Source organism: Streptomyces sp. A18 (genome assembly GCF_059026065.1).
In genome coordinates this window covers 40,996-58,096 of record NZ_JBWLKL010000003.1, presented here as the reverse complement: position 1 = coordinate 58,096, position 17,101 = coordinate 40,996, and the positions used below count along the sequence as shown (strand labels likewise).

Here is a 17,101-nt window from a genome sequence, read left to right as displayed (position 1 = left end):
CCGGGGTAATCCGTGAAAAAGCTCTCCGCACGACGACGCCACCCGCTGGCGGCGATCGTCGTCCTACTCCTCGCGCTGGCGGCCACCGGGGGGCTGTACGCCGCGTTCGCACCCGCGGACAAGGCGCAGGCCGACGACACCGCCCAGTCCCTCGCCATCGACGAGGGCAAGAAGTTGTACTCCGTGGGCTGCTCCAGCTGCCACGGAACCGGCGGTCAGGGGTCCACCGACGGTCCTAGCCTGGTGGGCGTCGGCGCAGCCGCCGTCGACTTCCAGGTCAGCACCGGCCGTATGCCGCTCCAGCAGCCGGGCGCCCAGGCGCCGAAGAAGAAGGCCATTTACAACCAGGCCCAGATCGACCAGCTCGCGGCGTACATCGCCTCGCTGGGCGCGGGCCCGACCATCCCCACCGAGAAGCAGTACAGCCCGGACGGGGCGGACATCGCCAAGGGTGGCGAGCTGTTCCGCACCAACTGCGCGCAGTGCCACAACTTCACCGGTGAGGGCGGCGCGTTGACGAAGGGCAAGTTCGCTCCTTCGTTGGAGGATGTCTCCCCGAAGCACATCTACGAGGCCATGCAGACCGGCCCGCAGAACATGCCGTCCTTCCCCGACACGATCATGCCGGAGAAGAACAAGAAGGACATCATCGCGTACCTCGACGCGGTCAACGGCGAACAGACCGAGAGCCCTGGCGGTCTCAAGCTGGGTGGTCTGGGTCCGGTCAGTGAAGGGCTGTTCGCCTGGATCTTCGGTCTCGGCTCGCTGATCGCGGTCGCCGTGTGGGTCGCCGCTCGGACCGCAAAGGCCAAGAAGTCATGAGTAGCCAAGAGAATCCTGAAGAGAACCTGCCCAGCGTGCAGGAGACCGAGCACGGCTCGGTGGCGGTGAAGGAAGAGAATCCGTTCGCCGACCCGGGGCTGCCGCCCCACGAGCATCGCGTCCAGGACATCGACGAGCGGGCCGCCAGGCGGTCCGAGCGTGCGGTCGCCTTCCTGTTCACGCTCTCGATGCTCGCCACGGTCGGCTTCATCGCCTCGTTCGTGTCGTTCCCGGTCGACAAGAGCGTCTACATCTGGCCCATCGGCCACATCAGTGCGCTGAACTTCGCCCTGGGCATGACCCTCGGCATCGCGCTCTTCTGCATCGGCGCGGGCGCCGTCCACTGGGCCCGCACCCTGATGTCCGATGTGGAGGTCGCCGACGAGCGTCACCCCATCGAGGCCGAGCCCGAGGTCAAGGCCAAGGTCATGGCCGACTTCAAGGCCGGTGCCGCGGAGTCGCAGTTCGGCCGGCGCAAGCTGATCCGCAACACGATGTTCGGCGCGCTCGCCATGGTGCCGCTCTCCGGCGTCGTCCTGCTGCGTGACCTCGGTCCGCTGCCGGAGGACAAGCTGCGGCACACGCTGTGGGCCAAGGGCAAGCTGCTCGTGAACATGAACACGAACGAGCCGCTGCGCCCGTCGGACGTGGCGGTCGGTTCGCTGACCTTCGCCAAGCCCGAGGGCCTGGAGGAGCACGACCACGACTTCCAGAAGGAGATCGCCAAGGCGGCCCTGATGATCGTCCGGATCCAGCCGGACAACATCAAGGACAAGCAGGAGCTCGAGTGGTCGCACGACGGTGTCGTCGCGTACTCCAAGATCTGCACCCACGTCGGCTGCCCGATCTCCCTGTACGAGCAGCAGACGCACCACGTCCTCTGCCCGTGCCACCAGTCCACCTTCGACCTCTCCGACGGTGCCCGAGTGATCTTCGGCCCGGCCGGTCACGCGCTGCCGCAGCTGCGCATCGGCGTGAACGAAGAGGGCTACCTCGAGGCGCTCGGCGACTTCGCTGAGCCCGTCGGTCCTGCTTTCTGGGAGCGCGGATGAGCACTACGACGACTGATACGCGTAAGAAGGAGGCGCCCGCCGGTGAGCGGGTCGCCGACTGGGCCGACGGCCGCTTGGGGATCTACTCCCTGGCCAAGGCCAACATGCGCAAGATCTTCCCGGACCACTGGTCCTTCATGCTCGGTGAGATCTGCCTCTACAGCTTCATCATCATCATCCTCACGGGTGTGTACCTGACCCTGTTCTTCCACCCGTCGATGAACGAGGTGGAGTACCACGGCAGCTACATCCCGCTGCAGGGCCAGCTGATGTCCGAGGCCTTCAACTCGACCATGCACATCAGCTTCGATGTGCGTGGTGGTCTGCTGATCCGGCAGATCCACCACTGGGCGGCGCTGATCTTCCTCGCGGCGATGTTCGTGCACATGATGCGCGTCTTCTTCACGGGTGCCTTCCGCAAGCCGCGCGAGGTCAACTGGGTCTTCGGCTTCCTGCTGTTCGTCCTCGGCATGTTCACCGGCTTCACCGGTTACTCGCTCCCGGACGACCTGCTCTCCGGTACCGGTGTGCGCTTCATGCAGGGCGCGGTCCTGTCCGTGCCGATCGTGGGCACGTACCTGTCGATGTTCCTGTTCGGCGGGGAGTTCCCCGGCGGGGACTTCGTGGCCCGGTTCTACTCGGTGCACATCCTGCTGCTGCCGGGCATCATGCTCGGCCTGGTGGTCGCGCACCTGATCCTGGTCTTCTACCACAAGCACACGCAGTTCGCGGGCCCCGGCAAGACGAACAAGAACGTCGTCGGCATGCCCCTGCTGCCCGTCTACATGGCGAAGGCCGGAGGCTTCTTCTTCCTGGTCTTCGGTGTGATCGCGGCCGTCTCGGCGATCGCCACGATCAACCCGATCTGGGCGATCGGCCCGTACCGTCCGGACCAGGTCTCCACCGGAGCCCAGCCCGACTGGTACATGGGCTTCTCCGAGGGTCTGATCCGTGTCATGCCGGGCTGGGAGATCAACGCCTGGGGTCACACGCTCGTCCTGGGCGTGTTCATCCCGCTGATCATCTTCCCGTTGGTCCTGGTCGCGATCGCGGTCTATCCGTTCATCGAGTCCTGGGTCACCGGCGACAAGCGCGAGCACCACATCCTGGACCGCCCGCGCAACGCACCGACCCGTACGGCGTTCGGCGTCGCATGGATCACCTGGTACTTCGTGCTGCTCGTCGGTGGTGGCAACGACCTCTGGGCCACGCACTTCCATCTGTCGATCAACTCGATCACCTGGTTCGTGCGCATCGCCTTCTTCGTGGCTCCGGTCCTCGCCTTCATCGCCACCAAGCGGATCTGCCTGGGTCTGCAGCGGCGCGACAGGGAGAAGGTCCTGCACGGCCGCGAGTCGGGCATCATCAAGCGCCTGCCGCACGGTGAGTTCATCGAGGTCCACGAGCCGCTCAACCAGGAGCAGCTGCACACGCTCACCGCGCACGAGCAGTACGCGCCCGTCGAGATCGGTCCCTCGACCGACGAGAACGGCGTCGAGCGCAAGGTGAAGGGCTCGCAGAAGCTCCGGGCCAAGCTCTCCAAGGGCTACTACGGGGAGGAAGGCCAGATCCCCAAGCCCACCACCGAGGAGTACAAGGAGATCACGAGCGGCCACGGCCACCACTGATCCCCTGAAGCTCTGACCTCCATGGTCGCCACGGCGAGAGCCCCGTCCCATGCATCCAGTGCATGGACGGGGCTCTTTGCCGTCCCCCGGGCTGGATAAGGTGTTCCTGTCCCCATCCAGACGAACCCAGGAGCGGCAGATGAGCGCTGTGACCCCCGCAGGAGGCAACACCGCGGCGGCCCGTTCCTGGCCCGGTGTACTGAACGGGCTGCTGGAAGGGCGGGACCAGAGCGCCGAGGACACGGCCTGGGCCATGGACCGCGTCATGCGGGGCGAGGCGACCGACGCGCAGATCGCGGGCTTCGTGGTCGCGCTGCGGGCCAAGGGCGAGACCGTGGAGGAGATCACCGGCCTCGTACGGACGATGTATGAGCACGCCAATGTGATCGAGGTGCCGGGGCAGACCGTCGACATCGTCGGCACCGGCGGTGACGGCGCCAAGACCGTCAACATCTCCACGATGTCGGCGATCGTGGCCGCGGGCGCGGGCGCGAAGGTCGTCAAGCACGGCAACCGCGCCGCCTCCAGCGCATCGGGCGCGTCGGACGTCCTGGAGAAGCTCGGGGTGAACCTGGAGCTGCCGCTGAAGCGGGTCGTCGAGGTGGCCGAGGAAGCCGGGATCACCTTCTGCTTCGCGGTGAAGTTCCACCCGGCGCTGCGGCACGCCGGTGCGGCGCGCAGCCAGCTGGGCATCCGGACCGTCTTCAACGCTCTCGGTCCGCTCACCAACCCGGCCAAGGTGCGGGCCCAGGCGGTCGGTGTCGCCGACCCGCGGATGGCGCCGATCGTGGCCGGGGTCTTCGCCGAGCGCGGGAACTCCTCCCTGGTCTTCCGCGGCGACGACGGGCTCGACGAACTGACGACCACCGCGACCTCCCGGGTCTGGGTGGTACGGGACGGCGTCGTGCGCGAGGAGGCCTTCGACCCGCGGGACGTCGGCATCGACCTCGTCCCCGTGGAGGCGCTGCGGGGCGCCGACGCCTCGTACAACGCCGAGGTGGCGCTGCGCCTCCTGGACGGCGAGAAGGGCCCCGTGCGGGACGCCGTGCTGCTCAACACCGCGGCGGCCCTGGTCGCCCTCGCGCCGAGCGACGCGACCCTGGTGGAGCAGATCGGCGCCGGCATCGCGAAGGCGGCGGAGTCGATCGACTCCGGGTCCGCGAAGCGGGCCCTTGAGCGCTGGGTGGCGGCCAGCAACAGCTGAGTGTGGCGCACACCGCAGTCCGGATCCCGGACTGCGGTGTCCACCGAGAAGATCGTGTGGCAAGATGCTGCGCAGGTCATGAGTGACAGCGATTAAGCCCCGGCTCGCTGTCCGGCAACCCTCCGTCCGTGGCGGGGTGCCCCGGGTGAAGACCAGGCCGTACGCAGCAAGGCGTATGGCAAGCGCGGACCCCTGCGCACTCGATGAGTGTCGTACCCCTGGGGTCCTGGTCCTCAAGGGAGCAGTCTCGTGAGCAAGCGAATGCGATAGGGCTTCCCGGCCCCTTTTCCGCACCCCCTTTTTCTTTCCTCACTGCAGCGCCGTTCGAGCGCCATCGCAGTGAACTCGCCTGCCTTCCCACGGGAGTTCGCCATGTCTGTCACCACTGCTGCCGCCGACCAGACCGTCTGTGCCGCCCCGCTGCCCGTCCTCGGCCGTGACGTCACCGTGCCACTCGTCACCGGCGGCGAGGTGACCTACGCGGCGCTCGACTACGCGGCCAGCGCCCCGGCGCTGCAGCGGGTCTGGGACGACGTGGCCGCGTACGCGCCGTACTACGGCAGCGTGCACCGGGGTGCCGGGTACCTCTCGCAGCTCTCCACCGACCTCTTCGAGAACAGCCGGGTCACCGTCGCCGAGTTCCTGGGCTGCCGCGATGACGACCAGGTCGTCTTCACCCGTTCGACCACCGACTCGCTCAACCTGCTCGCCGCCGCGCTGCCCGCCGACTGTCAGGTGTTCGTCTTCGAGACCGAGCACCACGCATCGCTGCTGCCCTGGCGCGACGCCCGCGTGACGTACCTGAACGCCCCGCGCACCGCCGACCAGGCCGTCGCCACCCTGGAGCGCGCCCTCGCCGACCGCGACCCTTCCCCGAGCTCTCAACTTCGTTCGAGCGGGGGAGGCCCCAATGGCCCCGCCCTGGTCTGCGTGACCGGCGCGTCGAACGTCACCGGTGAGCTGTGGCCGGTCAAGGAGCTCGCCGCCGCCGCCCACGCGCACGGCGCCCGCATCGTCCTGGACGCCGCGCAGCTCGCGCCCCACCACCCGGTCTCCATCAGCGAGTTGGACGTCGACTGGGTCGCCTTCTCCGGCCACAAGCTGTACGCGCCCTTCGGCTCGGGCGTCCTCGCGGGCCGCTCCGACTGGCTGCAGGCGGCCGAGCCCTACCTCGCGGGCGGCGGCGCATCGCGGAAGGTCGCGCGGCGCAGCGACGGCGGCGTGGACGTCGAGTGGCACGACACCGCCGCGCGCCACGAGGCCGGTTCGCCGAACGTCATCGGCGTGTACTCGATCGCCTCCGCGTGCAAGGCGCTGACCGATGCGGGCTTCGACGAGCTCGTCGCCCGTGAGCGCCACCTCATCGCGAAGGTGCGCGAGGGCCTCGCCGACGTACCGGCCGTGAAGGTGCTCTCGCTCTTCGGGGACGACGCGCCGCGCGTCGGCGTCATCTCCTTCGTCGTCGACGGCTGGAACAGCTCACACTTCGCCGCCGCGCTCTCCGCCGAGTACGGCATCGGCGTACGCGACGGCCTCTTCTGCGCCCACCCGCTGGTGCGCACCCTGCTCGGCAGCGACCCGCAGACCCAGGGCGAGTGCGGTGCCCCCGAGGCCGCGCCCGGCGAGAAGTCGCTGAACGCGATCCGCGTCAGCTTCGGCGCCGGCACCCCGGACGAGCACGTGGAGCGTTTCGTGCGTGCCGTCAAGGAGCTGGTGGCGGACGGCGCGCGGTGGAACTACCGCACCGAGGACGGGCGTTGCGTGCCGGACACCACGGCCGCCTGAACCTGAGCCGGGTTCTGGGCTTTGGGGTGCCCCTTCAGGCGTGACCCCAGCACAATCATTCGCAGGGCGCGCTCGGTCGCGTCGGTGAGGAACTCGGCCCCGCGGCCGAGCGCCTCGGTCAGTGAGACCGGCGCGGGCAGGATCGCGCTGTAGGCGTCCACACCCTCCGCCCGTACGTGGTGCGCGCCCTGCCCGATCGTGCCCGCGAGGACCAGGACCGGGCGGCCGAACCGCTTGGCGCGCCGCGCCACTTCGGCGGGGACCTTGCCGCGCGGCGTCTGGTGGTCCAGGGCGCCCTCTGCGGTGACGACGAGGTCGGCGCGGGCCAGGCGCGCGTCCAGGTCCAGGTCGTCGAGCAGGACGTCGAAGCGGGGCAGGAGCTGGGCGCCGAGGGCGGCGAGACCGGCGCCGAGGCCGCCGGACGCGCCTGTTCCGGGGCCGAGCGCGAGGTCCTCCGTGACGTGCAGGTCGCGGGTCAGGACGTGCGCCCAGTGTTCAAGGGCCGCCGCGAGCTGTTCGACCTGCGTGGGGGTGGCGCCCTTCTGGGGGCCGAAGACGCGGGCGACGCCGCGCTCGCCGGTCAGGACGTTGAAGGGGTTGCACGCGACGCGGATCTCGGTGGACTTCAGGCGAGGGTCGAGGCCCGCGGGGTCGATGCGGTTCAGTCGGGTCAACTCCCGGCCGCCGCGCGGCAGTTCCCAGCCGTCCGCGTCCAGGAGCCGGGCGCCGAGCGCCTGCAGGGCCCCCGCGCCGCCGTCCGAGGTGCCGGAGTCGCCGCAGCCCACCAGGATGCGGCGGGCGCCCGCGTCGAGCGCGGCGCGGATCAGCTCGCCGACCCCGTACGTCGTCGTGGCGCCAGGGTCCCGCAGACCGCGCGGGACCAGCGAGAGCCCGGCGACCGCGGCCATCTCCACGACGGCGGTGCCGGACGGGAGCAGCGCGAAGTGCGTGCCGATCCGCTGGCCGACGGGACCGGTGGCGGGCAGCGCGACCAGGCGCCCGCCGCCCGTGGTGGCCAGGGCGCGGGCGGTGCCTTCGCCGCCGTCCACCAGGGGGATCAGATCGGTCTGTGCGTGCGGGACGACGCGGCGTACTCCTTCGGCGATGGCCTCGGCCGCCGACTGCGCGGACAGGGACTCCTTGAAGCCGCTGGGGGCGATGGCGAAACGGGTCAGCATGGGGTCTCCAGTGCGGGTGGGGTCAGCGGACGGGTACGCCGAGCAGCGGCCAGAGCGCCACGGCGAAGAGCAGGACGAGCGCGGCGGTCAGCGGCGCGAGGACCGCGGAGAGACGCAGCAGGTCGCGCGGGGTGTAGGTGGGCGTGCCCGGGATGTCGGCGAAGAGGGTGACGGGCTTCGCGGACGCGGGCAGGGTGTGGCAGAAGCCCGCCGCCGCCGTGGAGGCGAGGGCGGCGGCGACCGGGTTGACGCCCGCGCCGACGGCCGCCGCGACGACCAGCGGGACCAGGACCGAGGAGCGGGCCGAGCGGGACTGGAGTATCAGGTGCGCGGCCGTGCTGACGGTGACGACGACGGTCAGGAACAGCCAGGGCGGCACATCCAGCGGAACTCCGCCCACCAGCCACTTCGCCGCCCCCGACTCGGCGAGCGCGACCCCCATCGCCATCGTCGCCGCCATGAAGAGCAGCAGCGACCACGGCACGGTCTTCAGGGCGTCCTTCAGGCGTACGGTGCCCAGGGCGGGGGACGAGGCGACGACCGCGCCGATCAACGCGACGACTGCGGGCGGCACTTGGTGCAGCGGCTCGCTGCACCAGAGCGCGACGACTGTGGCGAGCAGCAGGGCGCAGCGGGTCTCCGCGGGCTCCCAGACTCCGGTGACCGGCTGCTCGCTGTGCTCCTGAAGCTGCTCGACGGTGATGTGGACGGGACCCTTGCGGTCCGCCCGCCGTGTCGTCGTCAACAGGACGGCCTCCGCCGCGAGGTGGGACGAGGCGACGGCGAGCGGCAGGCCCAGGAGCATCCACTGCGTGAAGCCGATCCGGTCCCCGGTGGCCTCCCGGAGCACGGACACCGTGATCAGATGCGCGCCGGCGCCGATCAGGGTCGCGACCGCGGAGAGCAGGATCACGGTCGGGAACAGGAGCGCGAGCATCACCACCAGGCGCCTGCGGTCGGCGAGGACCTTGGCGAGGGCGAGGAAGACGGGCAGGGCGAGCGCGGCGCGGCCCGACGTGGCGGGTACCGCGAAGGCCGTGACGACCAGGGCGGCCGTCGTCAGATGCGTCAACTGCCGTACGCTGCGCGCCCCGCTGACGAGGAAGGCCGCGGCCCGGCCCGCCAGACCGCTGCGGGCCACGGCCGCCGCGAGCACGAAGGCGCAGATCAGCAGCCAGACCGTCTCGTCACCGAGGGTGCCGAAGAGCGTGTCGCTGCTGATCACCCCGGTCGCGGTGAGCGCGAGCCCGGCACCGAGCGCGATGTACGTGTCGTCGATCGGCGTGCCGATCCACGCACAGGTCGCGAGGGCGAACACCGCGAGGGTGAGCCGGGCGTCGCCGCTCAGGCCGGGGAAGTTGCCGGGCACCACGAGCAGCGCGCACAGGCTCAGCGCGATGCACAGGGTGATGGCTTGGCGGGGGTTCAGGGTCACGCATTGAGCCTCGGGCCCGGCCGTGAGCCCTCAATGAGCCTTGGATGAAGGAAAGTTCACCCGCGCCTGGCCGCCCCTGCCGCAGATCACCCCGGCAGCCGGTACCCCATCCCGCGCACCGTCTCCACCCGCTCGGCGCCCAGCTTCTTGCGCAGCGCCCGTACGTACACGTCCACGATGTTGGACCCGGGGTCGAAGTCGTAGCCCCACACGTGCGACAGGATCTGCTCCCGCGAGAGGACCTGACCAGGATGGCGCAGGAAGAGTTCCAGCAACACGAACTCACGTGCCGTCAGATCCACCGTCCGCTCGCCCGAACGCGCCCTGCGTGTCCGCAGGTCCAGCGTCAGCTCCCCGCTGCGCAGCACCGTCACCTCCGGCGCCCGCGCCGCCGTGCGCAGCCGCAGGCGCACCCGCGCGAGCAGCTCCTCGAAGCGGAACGGCTTGGTCATCCAGTCGTCCGCGCCCCCCTCAAGGCCCGCCACCGTGTCCCGGACCGAGTCGCGTGCCGTCAGCACGATGACCGGTGTGGTCACGCGGGACTCGCGCAGCTGGCGCAGGACCGTGAAGCCGTCCTGGCCCGGCAGTCCGATGTCCAGGACGACCAGGTCGAAGCTGCCGGTCAGGGCGTAGTCGTAGGCGGCGTCGCCGTCGCCGACGACGCTGGTGGTGAAGCCGTTGGCGCGCAGGCCCTTCTCGACGAAGGAGGCGATGCGCTCCTCGTCCTCGACGATGAGAATCCGGTTCATGGCAGTACGGGTTCCTGTTCTCGCAGTACGAGTACGAAGGTGGCGCCGCCGGAGCCCGGGGTGGTCGGCCGCAGCTCGACCCGGCCACCGTGCCCCTCGGCGATGGCGCGCACGATGGCGAGGCCGAGTCCGGCTCCGGTGGCGCGGGCGCCGCGGCGTGCGGTGCCGCGCCGGAACCGCTCGAAGATCACCGCCGCGTCCTGCGCCTGGACGCCGGGCCCGCTGTCGGCGACGTACAACTCGATCCGGCCCGCCGTGCTGCGCGAGCCGATGCCGATGCGTTGGCCGGGGACGGTGTGCTGGACGGCGTTCTGGGCGAGCTGGACCATCGCCTGGGTGATGCGCTGCGGGTCGAGACCGGCTTCGCCGTCGGCCACTTCGGCCAGCTTCCAGTCGCGGTCGCCGAGCGCCCGTGCCTTGACGAAGACGTCCGCGGTCAGCTCGGCGAGCTGTACCGGCTCCGGGGTGACGAAGTCGGGGCGCTCGGCCTTGGCGAGCAGGAGGAGGTCCTCGACGATGCGGCTCATCCGGTCGAGCTCCTCCATCACGATCCGGACCGTCTCCTCGCGCTCCTGCGGATCGTCGCCCATCAGCTCCAGATGGCCCCGCACGATGGTGATGGGCGTGCGCAGCTCGTGCCCGGCGTCGTCGACGAACTCCCGCTGCGCGGCGAACGCGCGCTCCAGCCGGTCGAGCATCCCGTTGAACGTCTCGGCGAGCGCCGCGATGTCGTCCTTTCCCTGTACGGGGATGCGTTGGGTCAGGTCCTGCTCGGTGAGCTGCGCGGCGGTCGTACGCACCAGACGCACGGGCTTGAGGATGCGGCCCGCGACCGCCCAGCCGATGCCGGTCGTCATCAGGAGCGCGACCCCGGAGATGGCCAGGAGCATCGTGAACACGTCGCCCGCCTTGGCCTGTTCGCCCGCCGGGTGGAAGGCGACGACGAACGCCGCCGCCGGGTGGCCGCCGCTCGCCGCGATCTCGACCTTCGCCCAGCGGACCTCGCCCTGGGAGCGGTGCAGGGTGCCGGTGGCGTCGGGGGACTCGAAGACCGTGCGCAGCGCGGCGGGGTCCTCGGCGAGCGGATGGCCGATCCGTGGCTCGCGCGACTGCTCCTTCTTCGCGGGCGTCTTGCCGGGGCGGCCGACCAGGCCGAGGAGTTCCTCGTCGGGGTCGGCGTACTGGCGGGACAGGAAGAGCCGCAGGAGCGGATCGGGAGAGGTGAACTTCTGGCCGGTCTGCGGATCGACCCCCTCGCGGGCGAGGTTGGTGAACTCGCCGGTCTCCTGGGCGAGCAGCCGGTCGATGCGGTGGTCGACGTCGCGCAGCAGGACGGAGCGCGTGGTGGCCGCGACCGCGGTGAGCGCGACCGTCATCACCACGAGCAGCCAGAGCAGGATGCGGACACGGGCCGATATCCAGCGGTGCGGGCGCTCAGCCGTCGTCACCGGGGCCGTCGTCGTCGTTGTCGCCCTGGCCGCTGCCTTCGTTGCCGTCGTCGTCGTTGTCATCGCCCGAGGAATTCTCGCTCACCGGTGGTGGGGACACCGTCTCGTCGCTCGGCGTCGGCCGGGGAGTGGTGGGCTTCGAGGAAGGCGATGCCGACGACGACGGTGACGTCGACGAGGACGGCGAGCCGCTCTCCAGCTCCACCTTGGGCGGGGCCTTGGGAGGCTCGGGGCTGTCGGTCAGGGCGTAGCTGGTCGCGGCGATGCCGAGGGGGATCGCCACGACGGCGGCCAGGGCGGCCATGCGGTGGGAGAAGACCATGACAGTGAGGGTGCGGGGCGCGGTGCGTCAGAAGCATGAGCTGCAGATGAAGAAACGCTCATCCGGCATCCGTGCCGAGTCCGGCATCCGCGCGGACGCCCGGCAGCGGATGCCTAGGAGTCCAGGCCGATCGCGAACGCCGCTTCCAGGTCGTGCTGGGAGTACGTGCGGAACGCGACGTGCGTGTCCGTCCCCTCCACGCCCGGGATCTTGCTGATCTTGCCGGGGATGACGTCGGCCAGGTCGTCGTGGTGCGATACGCGGACCATGGCGATGAGGTCGTACGTCCCGGTCACGGAGAAGACCTCGCTGACACAGTCGAGGGCGGCGATCGACTCGGCGATCTCCGGGATCCGGTCCACGCTGGTCTTGATGAGCACGATCGCGGTGATCACGGCTGACTGTCTCCCTCGGTAGCCGGTGCTGGCTTCTTCACTCTAGCCGCCCCGCCATACCGCACCCATGCGTAGACGAAGCCCAGCGAGAACCCCACGAGATGGGCCAGATACGCCACACCGGGCCCCTGGCCGCCCTGCAGCGCGGCCAGCCACTGCAGCGTCACCCAGAACGGCAGCACCACCCAGGCCGGGAAGCGCAGCGGCAGGAAGAAGAGGAACGGGAAGAGACTGGTGACCCGCGCCTTCGGGAAGAGACGGAGAAAGGCGCCGAGCACCGCGGAGATCGCCCCCGACGCGCCCACCAGGGTCTGGTCGGAGCCCGCGTGCGCGACCGCGTAGGCGAACAGGGCGAGATAGCCGCAGCCGAGGTAGAAGAACGCGAACTGGAGGTGCCCCATCCGCTCCTCGACCATCGCCCCGAATACGTAGAGGAAGAGCATGTTGCCCAACAGGTGCAGCCAGCTGCCGTGCACGAAGAGCGCGGTGGCCGGGGCGAGCGCGGGCCGCAGCGCACCGCTGAACAGGTCCGACGGGACCACGCCCCAGCGCGCGAAGTAGGCCTGCTGGGCGGCGATCAGTTCGTCGCCCGTGCCGTACGCGGGGTTGAACCCGGACAGCGGTGAGATCAGGAAGACCAGAGAGCAGGCCGCGATCAGGCCGTACGTCACCGGGGCCGACTGTCCCCTCATCATCCTGCCCGCCGTCGTACCCCATGTCTTGATCATGATCAGAGCATGACGTAAGGGCAGCAAACCGTACAGACCGCCCCGCCGCGCAGGAGGCCGCCGCATGGAGCCCCTTACAGGCCTTAGGGTTACGGGCACCACACACCATGGAATTCCGAAGGAAAGCGAAACAGCCACGATGACGGTTCCTCTGCCGACCGACACCACCCGGTGGCGCTGCGCGCTGTGCGGCAATCTCACGCGTTTTGACGTGACCCGCACGTCGAAGGTCGTCGAGTACGTGCACCTCGACCTGGCCGGTGAGTCGAGCGTCGAGGAACGCGAGGTGGTCAGTGAGACCATCGAGTCGGTGCGCTGCCGCTGGTGCAATGCGGTGGACCAGGTGGAACTCGTGGACAGGCCGGGTGCCGGCTCCTGAGGGAGCGGGCCCCGCACAGCTAGTGGGGTGACGGATGGTGGAGAGCGCAAGCGGGGAGCCGGACGACGGCACCGCTGAGGTGCTCGACCGTCCGCTGCCCGACGGAGTGCGCCGACGGGTCGTCCAGATCGTCTCGGACGGCTTCGGCGGCCTCACGGTCAGCGAACTGCCCGCACAACTGCGGCAGTACGCCCGCTTCACGCCGACCCGGCGCACGAAGTTCGCGGGCAACGCGATGGCGGCGGCCCTGGAGGGCGACCCGCTCTTCAGGCAGCGCATCGGCGAACGTCTCAGAGAGGCACAGCCCGAGCTCACCGGCGCCCTGGACGCGGGCACCCCGCCCCCGGCCGCGGACCCCCTCGATGTGGCGGCCGCGGCCTACGTGCTGCGCCCCGCGGGCTGGGTGAAGCTGGTGACCGCGGCAGGCGAGGAGGCCCTGCGGGCCGACGCCGAGCGGCTCGACGACGAGACGAGGGCCGAGCTCGAACGGCTCCGCGAGGAGCTCTCCGCGGCCCGCGGCCACACGAAGGCCGAGACCGAACGGCTGCGCACGGAACTCGAGTCGGCGAAGAAGGAAGCCGAATCGATGCATCGCAAGCTGCGCGGCGCCCTCAGCGACGTCAAGCGCGGCGAGGCGGCCCTGCGCAAGGCCGCCGCCGAGTCCGACGCCGTACGGGCCGAGGGCCAGGCGCAGTTGTCCGCCGCCGAGAGCGAGTCCCGGCGGCTCAAGGCGCGGCTCAGCGAGACCGAGGCCGCCCTGGAGGCCAGCCGCAGGGCGGCGCGCGAGGGGCGCAGCGTCGAGGACATGCGGGTGCGCCTGCTGCTCGACACGGTTCTGGAGTCCGCCCAGGGGCTGCGCCGCGAGCTGGCCCTGCCGCCGGTCTCCGTGCGGCCCGCCGAGACCGTGGACGCCGTCGAGCCGGGGCGCATGACCCCGAAGGACATCGCGGCCCGCGCGCTCTCCGAGAACGACCCGGCGATCCTGGACCAGTTGCTCGCGCTGCCGCAGGCGCACATGGTCGTGGACGGCTACAACGTCACCAAGACCGGCTATCCGACGATGCCCCTGGAGAAGCAGCGGCTGCGCCTCCTCGGCTCGCTCTCGCAGCTCGCCGCGCAGACCGGCGCCGAGATGACCTGTGTCTTCGACGGGGCCGAACTCGCCGCGCCCGTGCTGCTCGCGCCGCCGCGCGGGGTGCGGGTGCTGTTCTCCAAGCCGGGCGTCACCGCGGACGAGCTGATCCGTCAGCTGGTGCGCGCCGAGCCTCCCGGGCGCCCCGTGGTCGTCGTCTCGACCGACCGCGAAGTGGCCGACGGGATCGCGAAGGCGGGGGCGCGTCCCGTCGCCTCGGCCGTCCTTCTGAAGCGGCTTTCGCGCGGCTGACGTACGCCGCTTCTGCGGGGCTAAGGGTGCGCAAGTAACTCCTGTTCCCTATGCCCGAATTGGGACGTCGGCTACGCGACGTAGCGTCAATTGATCATTACCGCCTGTGCGTTATCGGTAAAATATGCGTCCCGCACCCCTCTTTTTGCCGGTCAGGATTTGAACTGATCACAAGAAGGTCACTAGGGTCTCGCCTCGAACCTCCGCTCGGTTGATCACCCATCCGGGGTGACAGCGGTGGTACCCGCCCACCGGGTCTCGGTAGGCGGCTGGAGGAAGAAGGAGCCGCCTTCGTGGCGTCCCACCGTCGACCCAAGCAGCCGAGCCGCGCCCGCGTGACCGTGCTCACCGCGACCGCCGCCGCTGCCGTCGCCCTCACCTCCCAGGCGGCCAACGCGACGCCGAGCGAGAAGCCGAGCAAGGACGAGGTCAAGTCCAAGGTCGACAAGCTCTACGAGGACGCGGCCCTGGCCACCGACCGGTACAACGGTGCCAAGGAGAAGCAGGAGAAGCTCGAGAAGGAGATCGGCGAGCTTCAGGACAAGGTCGCCCGTGGCCAGGGGGACCTCAACGACCTGCGGGGCGGCCTCGGTTCGATGGCCAGCGCGCAGTACCGCTCCGGCGGCCTTGACCCCTCCGTCCAGCTCTTCCTCTCGGCCGACCCGGACGACTACCTGGACAAGGCGTCGACCATGGACCAGCTGAGCGGTCAGCAGGTCGAGGCGCTCAAGAAGGTCCAGGAGAAGCAGCGGACCCTCGCGCAGGAGCGCAAGGAGGCTTCCGACAAGCTCAAGGACCTCGCCGACACGCGCAAGGAACTGGGCAAGAAGAAGTCGGAGGTCCAGAGCAAGCTCGGCGCCGCCCAGAAGCTGCTCAACACCCTCACCGCCAAGGAGAAGCAGGAGCTCGCGGCCAAGGAGACCCGCGCGAGCCGTGACGCCGGCGACCGCGTGGACCTCGGCAAGGAGGTGCCGGCCTCGCAGCGCGGCCAGGCCGCCCTGAGCGCCGCCGCGACGCAGATCGGCAAGCCCTACGTCTCCGGTGGCAGCGGCCCCAACTCGTACGACTGCTCGGGCCTCACGCAGTGGGCGTACAACCAGGCCGGTGTGCAGATCACCCGGACCACGTACACCCAGCAGAACGACGGCACGAAGATCGGGCGGGGCGAGCTCAAGCCCGGCGACCTGGTGTTCTTCAACAGCCTCGCGCACGTCGGCTTCTACGCGGGCAACGGACAGGTCCTGCACGCCCCGAAGCCGGGCGCTGTGGTGCGCTACGAGTCGATGTCCACGATCGGCTCCTTCCAGTTCGGCGTCCGCATCTGAAACGACCGGAGTGCCGCCCAAACGGGCGAATTCCGGTAACTCCCGCTGACCCCACGCCCCGTCGGTGACCTGCGTCTCCGGCGGGGCGTCACGTTGCGTACACGGCAGGGTCTTTGGCCGTGACGTGGTCCCACGGCTACTGTCGCGCGCATTCCCCCGACGGATCGGGGGGCTTTCCCCCGGTTCGTACTTCGGCCGGGGGTCCGTCAGTGGAGGGAGAGCGGCTTCCCGTGGGGTCCCATCGTCGTCTCGCACTGTCCGGCCTCGACCGGAGCACGCGCGTCACCGTTCTGTCGGCCGCTGCTGCGGCCACCGCCGCAGCGGCCATCGTCGCCACACCGGCGGGCGCCGCACCGCAGGACACCCCGGCCGGCACCAAGGCCAAGGTGGACCGCCTCTTCGAGCAGGCCGAGAAGGCCACCGAGGCGTACAACAAGGCCGACGAGCGCGCGGACACCCTGCGCAAACAGGTCGAGCGGGCCAAGGACAGCGTCGCCCGCGGCCAGGAGCGCATCAACACGATGCGCGGCGCGCTCGGTTCGCTCGCCGGGGCGCAGTACCGCTCGGGCGGCATCGACCCCTCCCTCGCCCTGGTGCTCTCCTCCGACCCGGACGGCTATCTGGACCGGGCGTCGGCGCTCGACCGCATCAGCGCCCGCCAGGCCGGTGAACTGGCCGATCTGCAGAAGGCCCAGCGCAGCCTCGCCCAGGAGCGCACCGAGGCCGGCCGCAAGCTCTCCGAGCTGGAGAAGAGCCGCACCGCCGTGGCCCGCCACAAGCGCAGCGTCGAGCACAAGCTCGCCAAGGCGCGCAAGCTGCTCAACTCGCTGCCCTCGCAGGACCGCGAGGAGTACGACAGGGCGTCGCGCTCGGGACGCGACGGGATGCCCGACCTCGGGGGCGCGGCCCCGTCATCGTCGCGGGCCGCCGCGGCCATCGCCGCGGCACGCTCGGCCGTCGGCAAGCCCTACGTGTGGGGTGCCAACGGACCTTCCGGCTTCGACTGTTCGGGCCTCACGCAGTGGTCGTACGCGCAGGCGGGCGTCGGCCTGCCGCGTACCTCGCAGGCCCAGCGGTACGCGGGGCGGCAGGTGCCGCTCGCCCAGGCGCAGCCCGGTGACCTGGTGGCCTACCGCGACGACGCGAGCCACATCGGGATGTACATGGGCAACGGCCAGGTCGTGCACGCCCCCTACCCCGGCGCGCCCGTGCGCTACGACCCGGTCGGCATGATGCCGGTGTCGTCGGTGACGCGGATCTGACCGGC

At 70.3% G+C, this 17,101-nt stretch carries 16 protein-coding genes and 1 riboswitch; of the genes, 9 read left to right on the top strand and 7 right to left on the bottom strand.

Features of this window, described 5'->3' with window-relative positions; all coding sequences use genetic code 11:
* The first annotated feature begins 12 nt into the window (after positions 1 to 12).
* From qcrC to AC5P1C_RS05905, 5 genes are all read left to right on the top strand, one after another.
* The gene (gene qcrC / locus AC5P1C_RS05925) at positions 13 to 822 is read left to right on the top strand and encodes a cytochrome bc1 complex diheme cytochrome c subunit (RefSeq protein WP_493864587.1); all 810 of its coding nucleotides are present in this window, start codon (positions 13 to 15) and stop codon (positions 820 to 822) included.
* Positions 819 to 1,874, top strand: coding sequence for a cytochrome bc1 complex Rieske iron-sulfur subunit (gene qcrA / locus AC5P1C_RS05920; protein ID WP_493864586.1), 1,056 nt, complete (start codon positions 819 to 821; stop codon positions 1,872 to 1,874). The genes qcrC and qcrA overlap by 4 nt, the downstream gene beginning before the upstream one ends.
* On the top strand, positions 1,871 to 3,502 hold the full coding sequence (gene qcrB / locus AC5P1C_RS05915) for a cytochrome bc1 complex cytochrome b subunit (RefSeq protein WP_493864585.1): 1,632 nt from the start codon (positions 1,871 to 1,873) through the stop codon (positions 3,500 to 3,502). Before qcrA ends, qcrB begins: the two co-directional genes overlap by 4 nt.
* Positions 3,503 to 3,641: 139 nt before the next feature.
* Entirely contained in the window at positions 3,642 to 4,706 is a 1,065-nt protein-coding gene (trpD, locus tag AC5P1C_RS05910; protein WP_493864584.1) for an anthranilate phosphoribosyltransferase, read from the top strand.
* Positions 4,707 to 4,780: 74 nt separating this feature from the next.
* Positions 4,781 to 4,897, top strand: a riboswitch (SAM riboswitch).
* 181 nt (positions 4,898 to 5,078) lie between these two features.
* Positions 5,079 to 6,491 (top strand): aminotransferase class V-fold PLP-dependent enzyme, encoded by a 1,413-nt coding sequence (locus tag AC5P1C_RS05905; protein ID WP_493864583.1) that lies wholly within the window; start codon positions 5,079 to 5,081, stop codon positions 6,489 to 6,491.
* Here the strand turns inward: AC5P1C_RS05905 and AC5P1C_RS05900 are convergent.
* The 7 genes from AC5P1C_RS05900 to AC5P1C_RS05870 form a co-directional block, all read right to left on the bottom strand.
* Positions 6,443 to 7,669, bottom strand: coding sequence for a glycerate kinase family protein (locus tag AC5P1C_RS05900; protein WP_493864582.1), 1,227 nt, complete (start codon positions 7,667 to 7,669; stop codon positions 6,443 to 6,445). The genes AC5P1C_RS05905 and AC5P1C_RS05900 overlap by 49 nt on opposite strands.
* 22 nt (positions 7,670 to 7,691) lie before the next feature.
* Entirely contained in the window at positions 7,692 to 9,104 is a 1,413-nt protein-coding gene (locus tag AC5P1C_RS05895; protein ID WP_493864581.1) for an SLC13 family permease, read from the bottom strand.
* 86 nt (positions 9,105 to 9,190) lie between these two features.
* The gene (locus AC5P1C_RS05890) at positions 9,191 to 9,853 is read right to left on the bottom strand and encodes a response regulator transcription factor (protein ID WP_493864580.1); all 663 of its coding nucleotides are present in this window, start codon (positions 9,851 to 9,853) and stop codon (positions 9,191 to 9,193) included.
* The gene (locus AC5P1C_RS05885) at positions 9,850 to 11,229 is read right to left on the bottom strand and encodes a sensor histidine kinase (RefSeq protein ID WP_493864957.1); all 1,380 of its coding nucleotides are present in this window, start codon (positions 11,227 to 11,229) and stop codon (positions 9,850 to 9,852) included. The genes AC5P1C_RS05890 and AC5P1C_RS05885 overlap by 4 nt, the downstream gene beginning before the upstream one ends.
* Before the next feature lie 58 nt (positions 11,230 to 11,287).
* Positions 11,288 to 11,623, bottom strand: coding sequence for a small secreted hydrophilic protein (locus AC5P1C_RS05880; RefSeq protein ID WP_493864579.1), 336 nt, complete (start codon positions 11,621 to 11,623; stop codon positions 11,288 to 11,290).
* Between the two features lie 113 nt (positions 11,624 to 11,736).
* On the bottom strand, positions 11,737 to 12,018 hold the full coding sequence (locus AC5P1C_RS05875; RefSeq protein WP_493864578.1) for an Lrp/AsnC family transcriptional regulator: 282 nt from the start codon (positions 12,016 to 12,018) through the stop codon (positions 11,737 to 11,739).
* A complete protein-coding gene (locus AC5P1C_RS05870) occupies positions 12,015 to 12,746 on the bottom strand; it encodes a rhomboid family intramembrane serine protease (protein ID WP_493864577.1) in 732 nt (243 codons plus the stop codon). Before AC5P1C_RS05870 ends, AC5P1C_RS05875 begins: the two co-directional genes overlap by 4 nt.
* Positions 12,747 to 12,885: 139 nt before the next feature.
* On the opposite strand from AC5P1C_RS05870, the gene AC5P1C_RS05865 reads away from it, so the two are divergent.
* The 4 genes from AC5P1C_RS05865 to AC5P1C_RS05850 all read left to right on the top strand — a co-directional run bounded on the left by AC5P1C_RS05865 (position 12,886) and on the right by AC5P1C_RS05850 (position 17,096).
* Positions 12,886 to 13,125 (top strand): hypothetical protein, encoded by a 240-nt coding sequence (locus tag AC5P1C_RS05865; RefSeq protein WP_493864576.1) that lies wholly within the window; start codon positions 12,886 to 12,888, stop codon positions 13,123 to 13,125.
* 34 nt (positions 13,126 to 13,159) lie between these two features.
* A complete protein-coding gene (locus AC5P1C_RS05860; RefSeq protein WP_493864575.1) occupies positions 13,160 to 14,509 on the top strand; it encodes an NYN domain-containing protein in 1,350 nt (449 codons plus the stop codon).
* Between the two features lie 293 nt (positions 14,510 to 14,802).
* Complete coding sequence (locus tag AC5P1C_RS05855; protein ID WP_493864574.1) at positions 14,803 to 15,834, top strand: C40 family peptidase; 1,032 nt, start codon at positions 14,803 to 14,805, stop codon at positions 15,832 to 15,834.
* Between the two features lie 230 nt (positions 15,835 to 16,064).
* Positions 16,065 to 17,096 (top strand): C40 family peptidase, encoded by a 1,032-nt coding sequence (locus AC5P1C_RS05850; protein ID WP_493864573.1) that lies wholly within the window; start codon positions 16,065 to 16,067, stop codon positions 17,094 to 17,096.
* Positions 17,097 to 17,101: the final 5 nt, after the last annotated feature.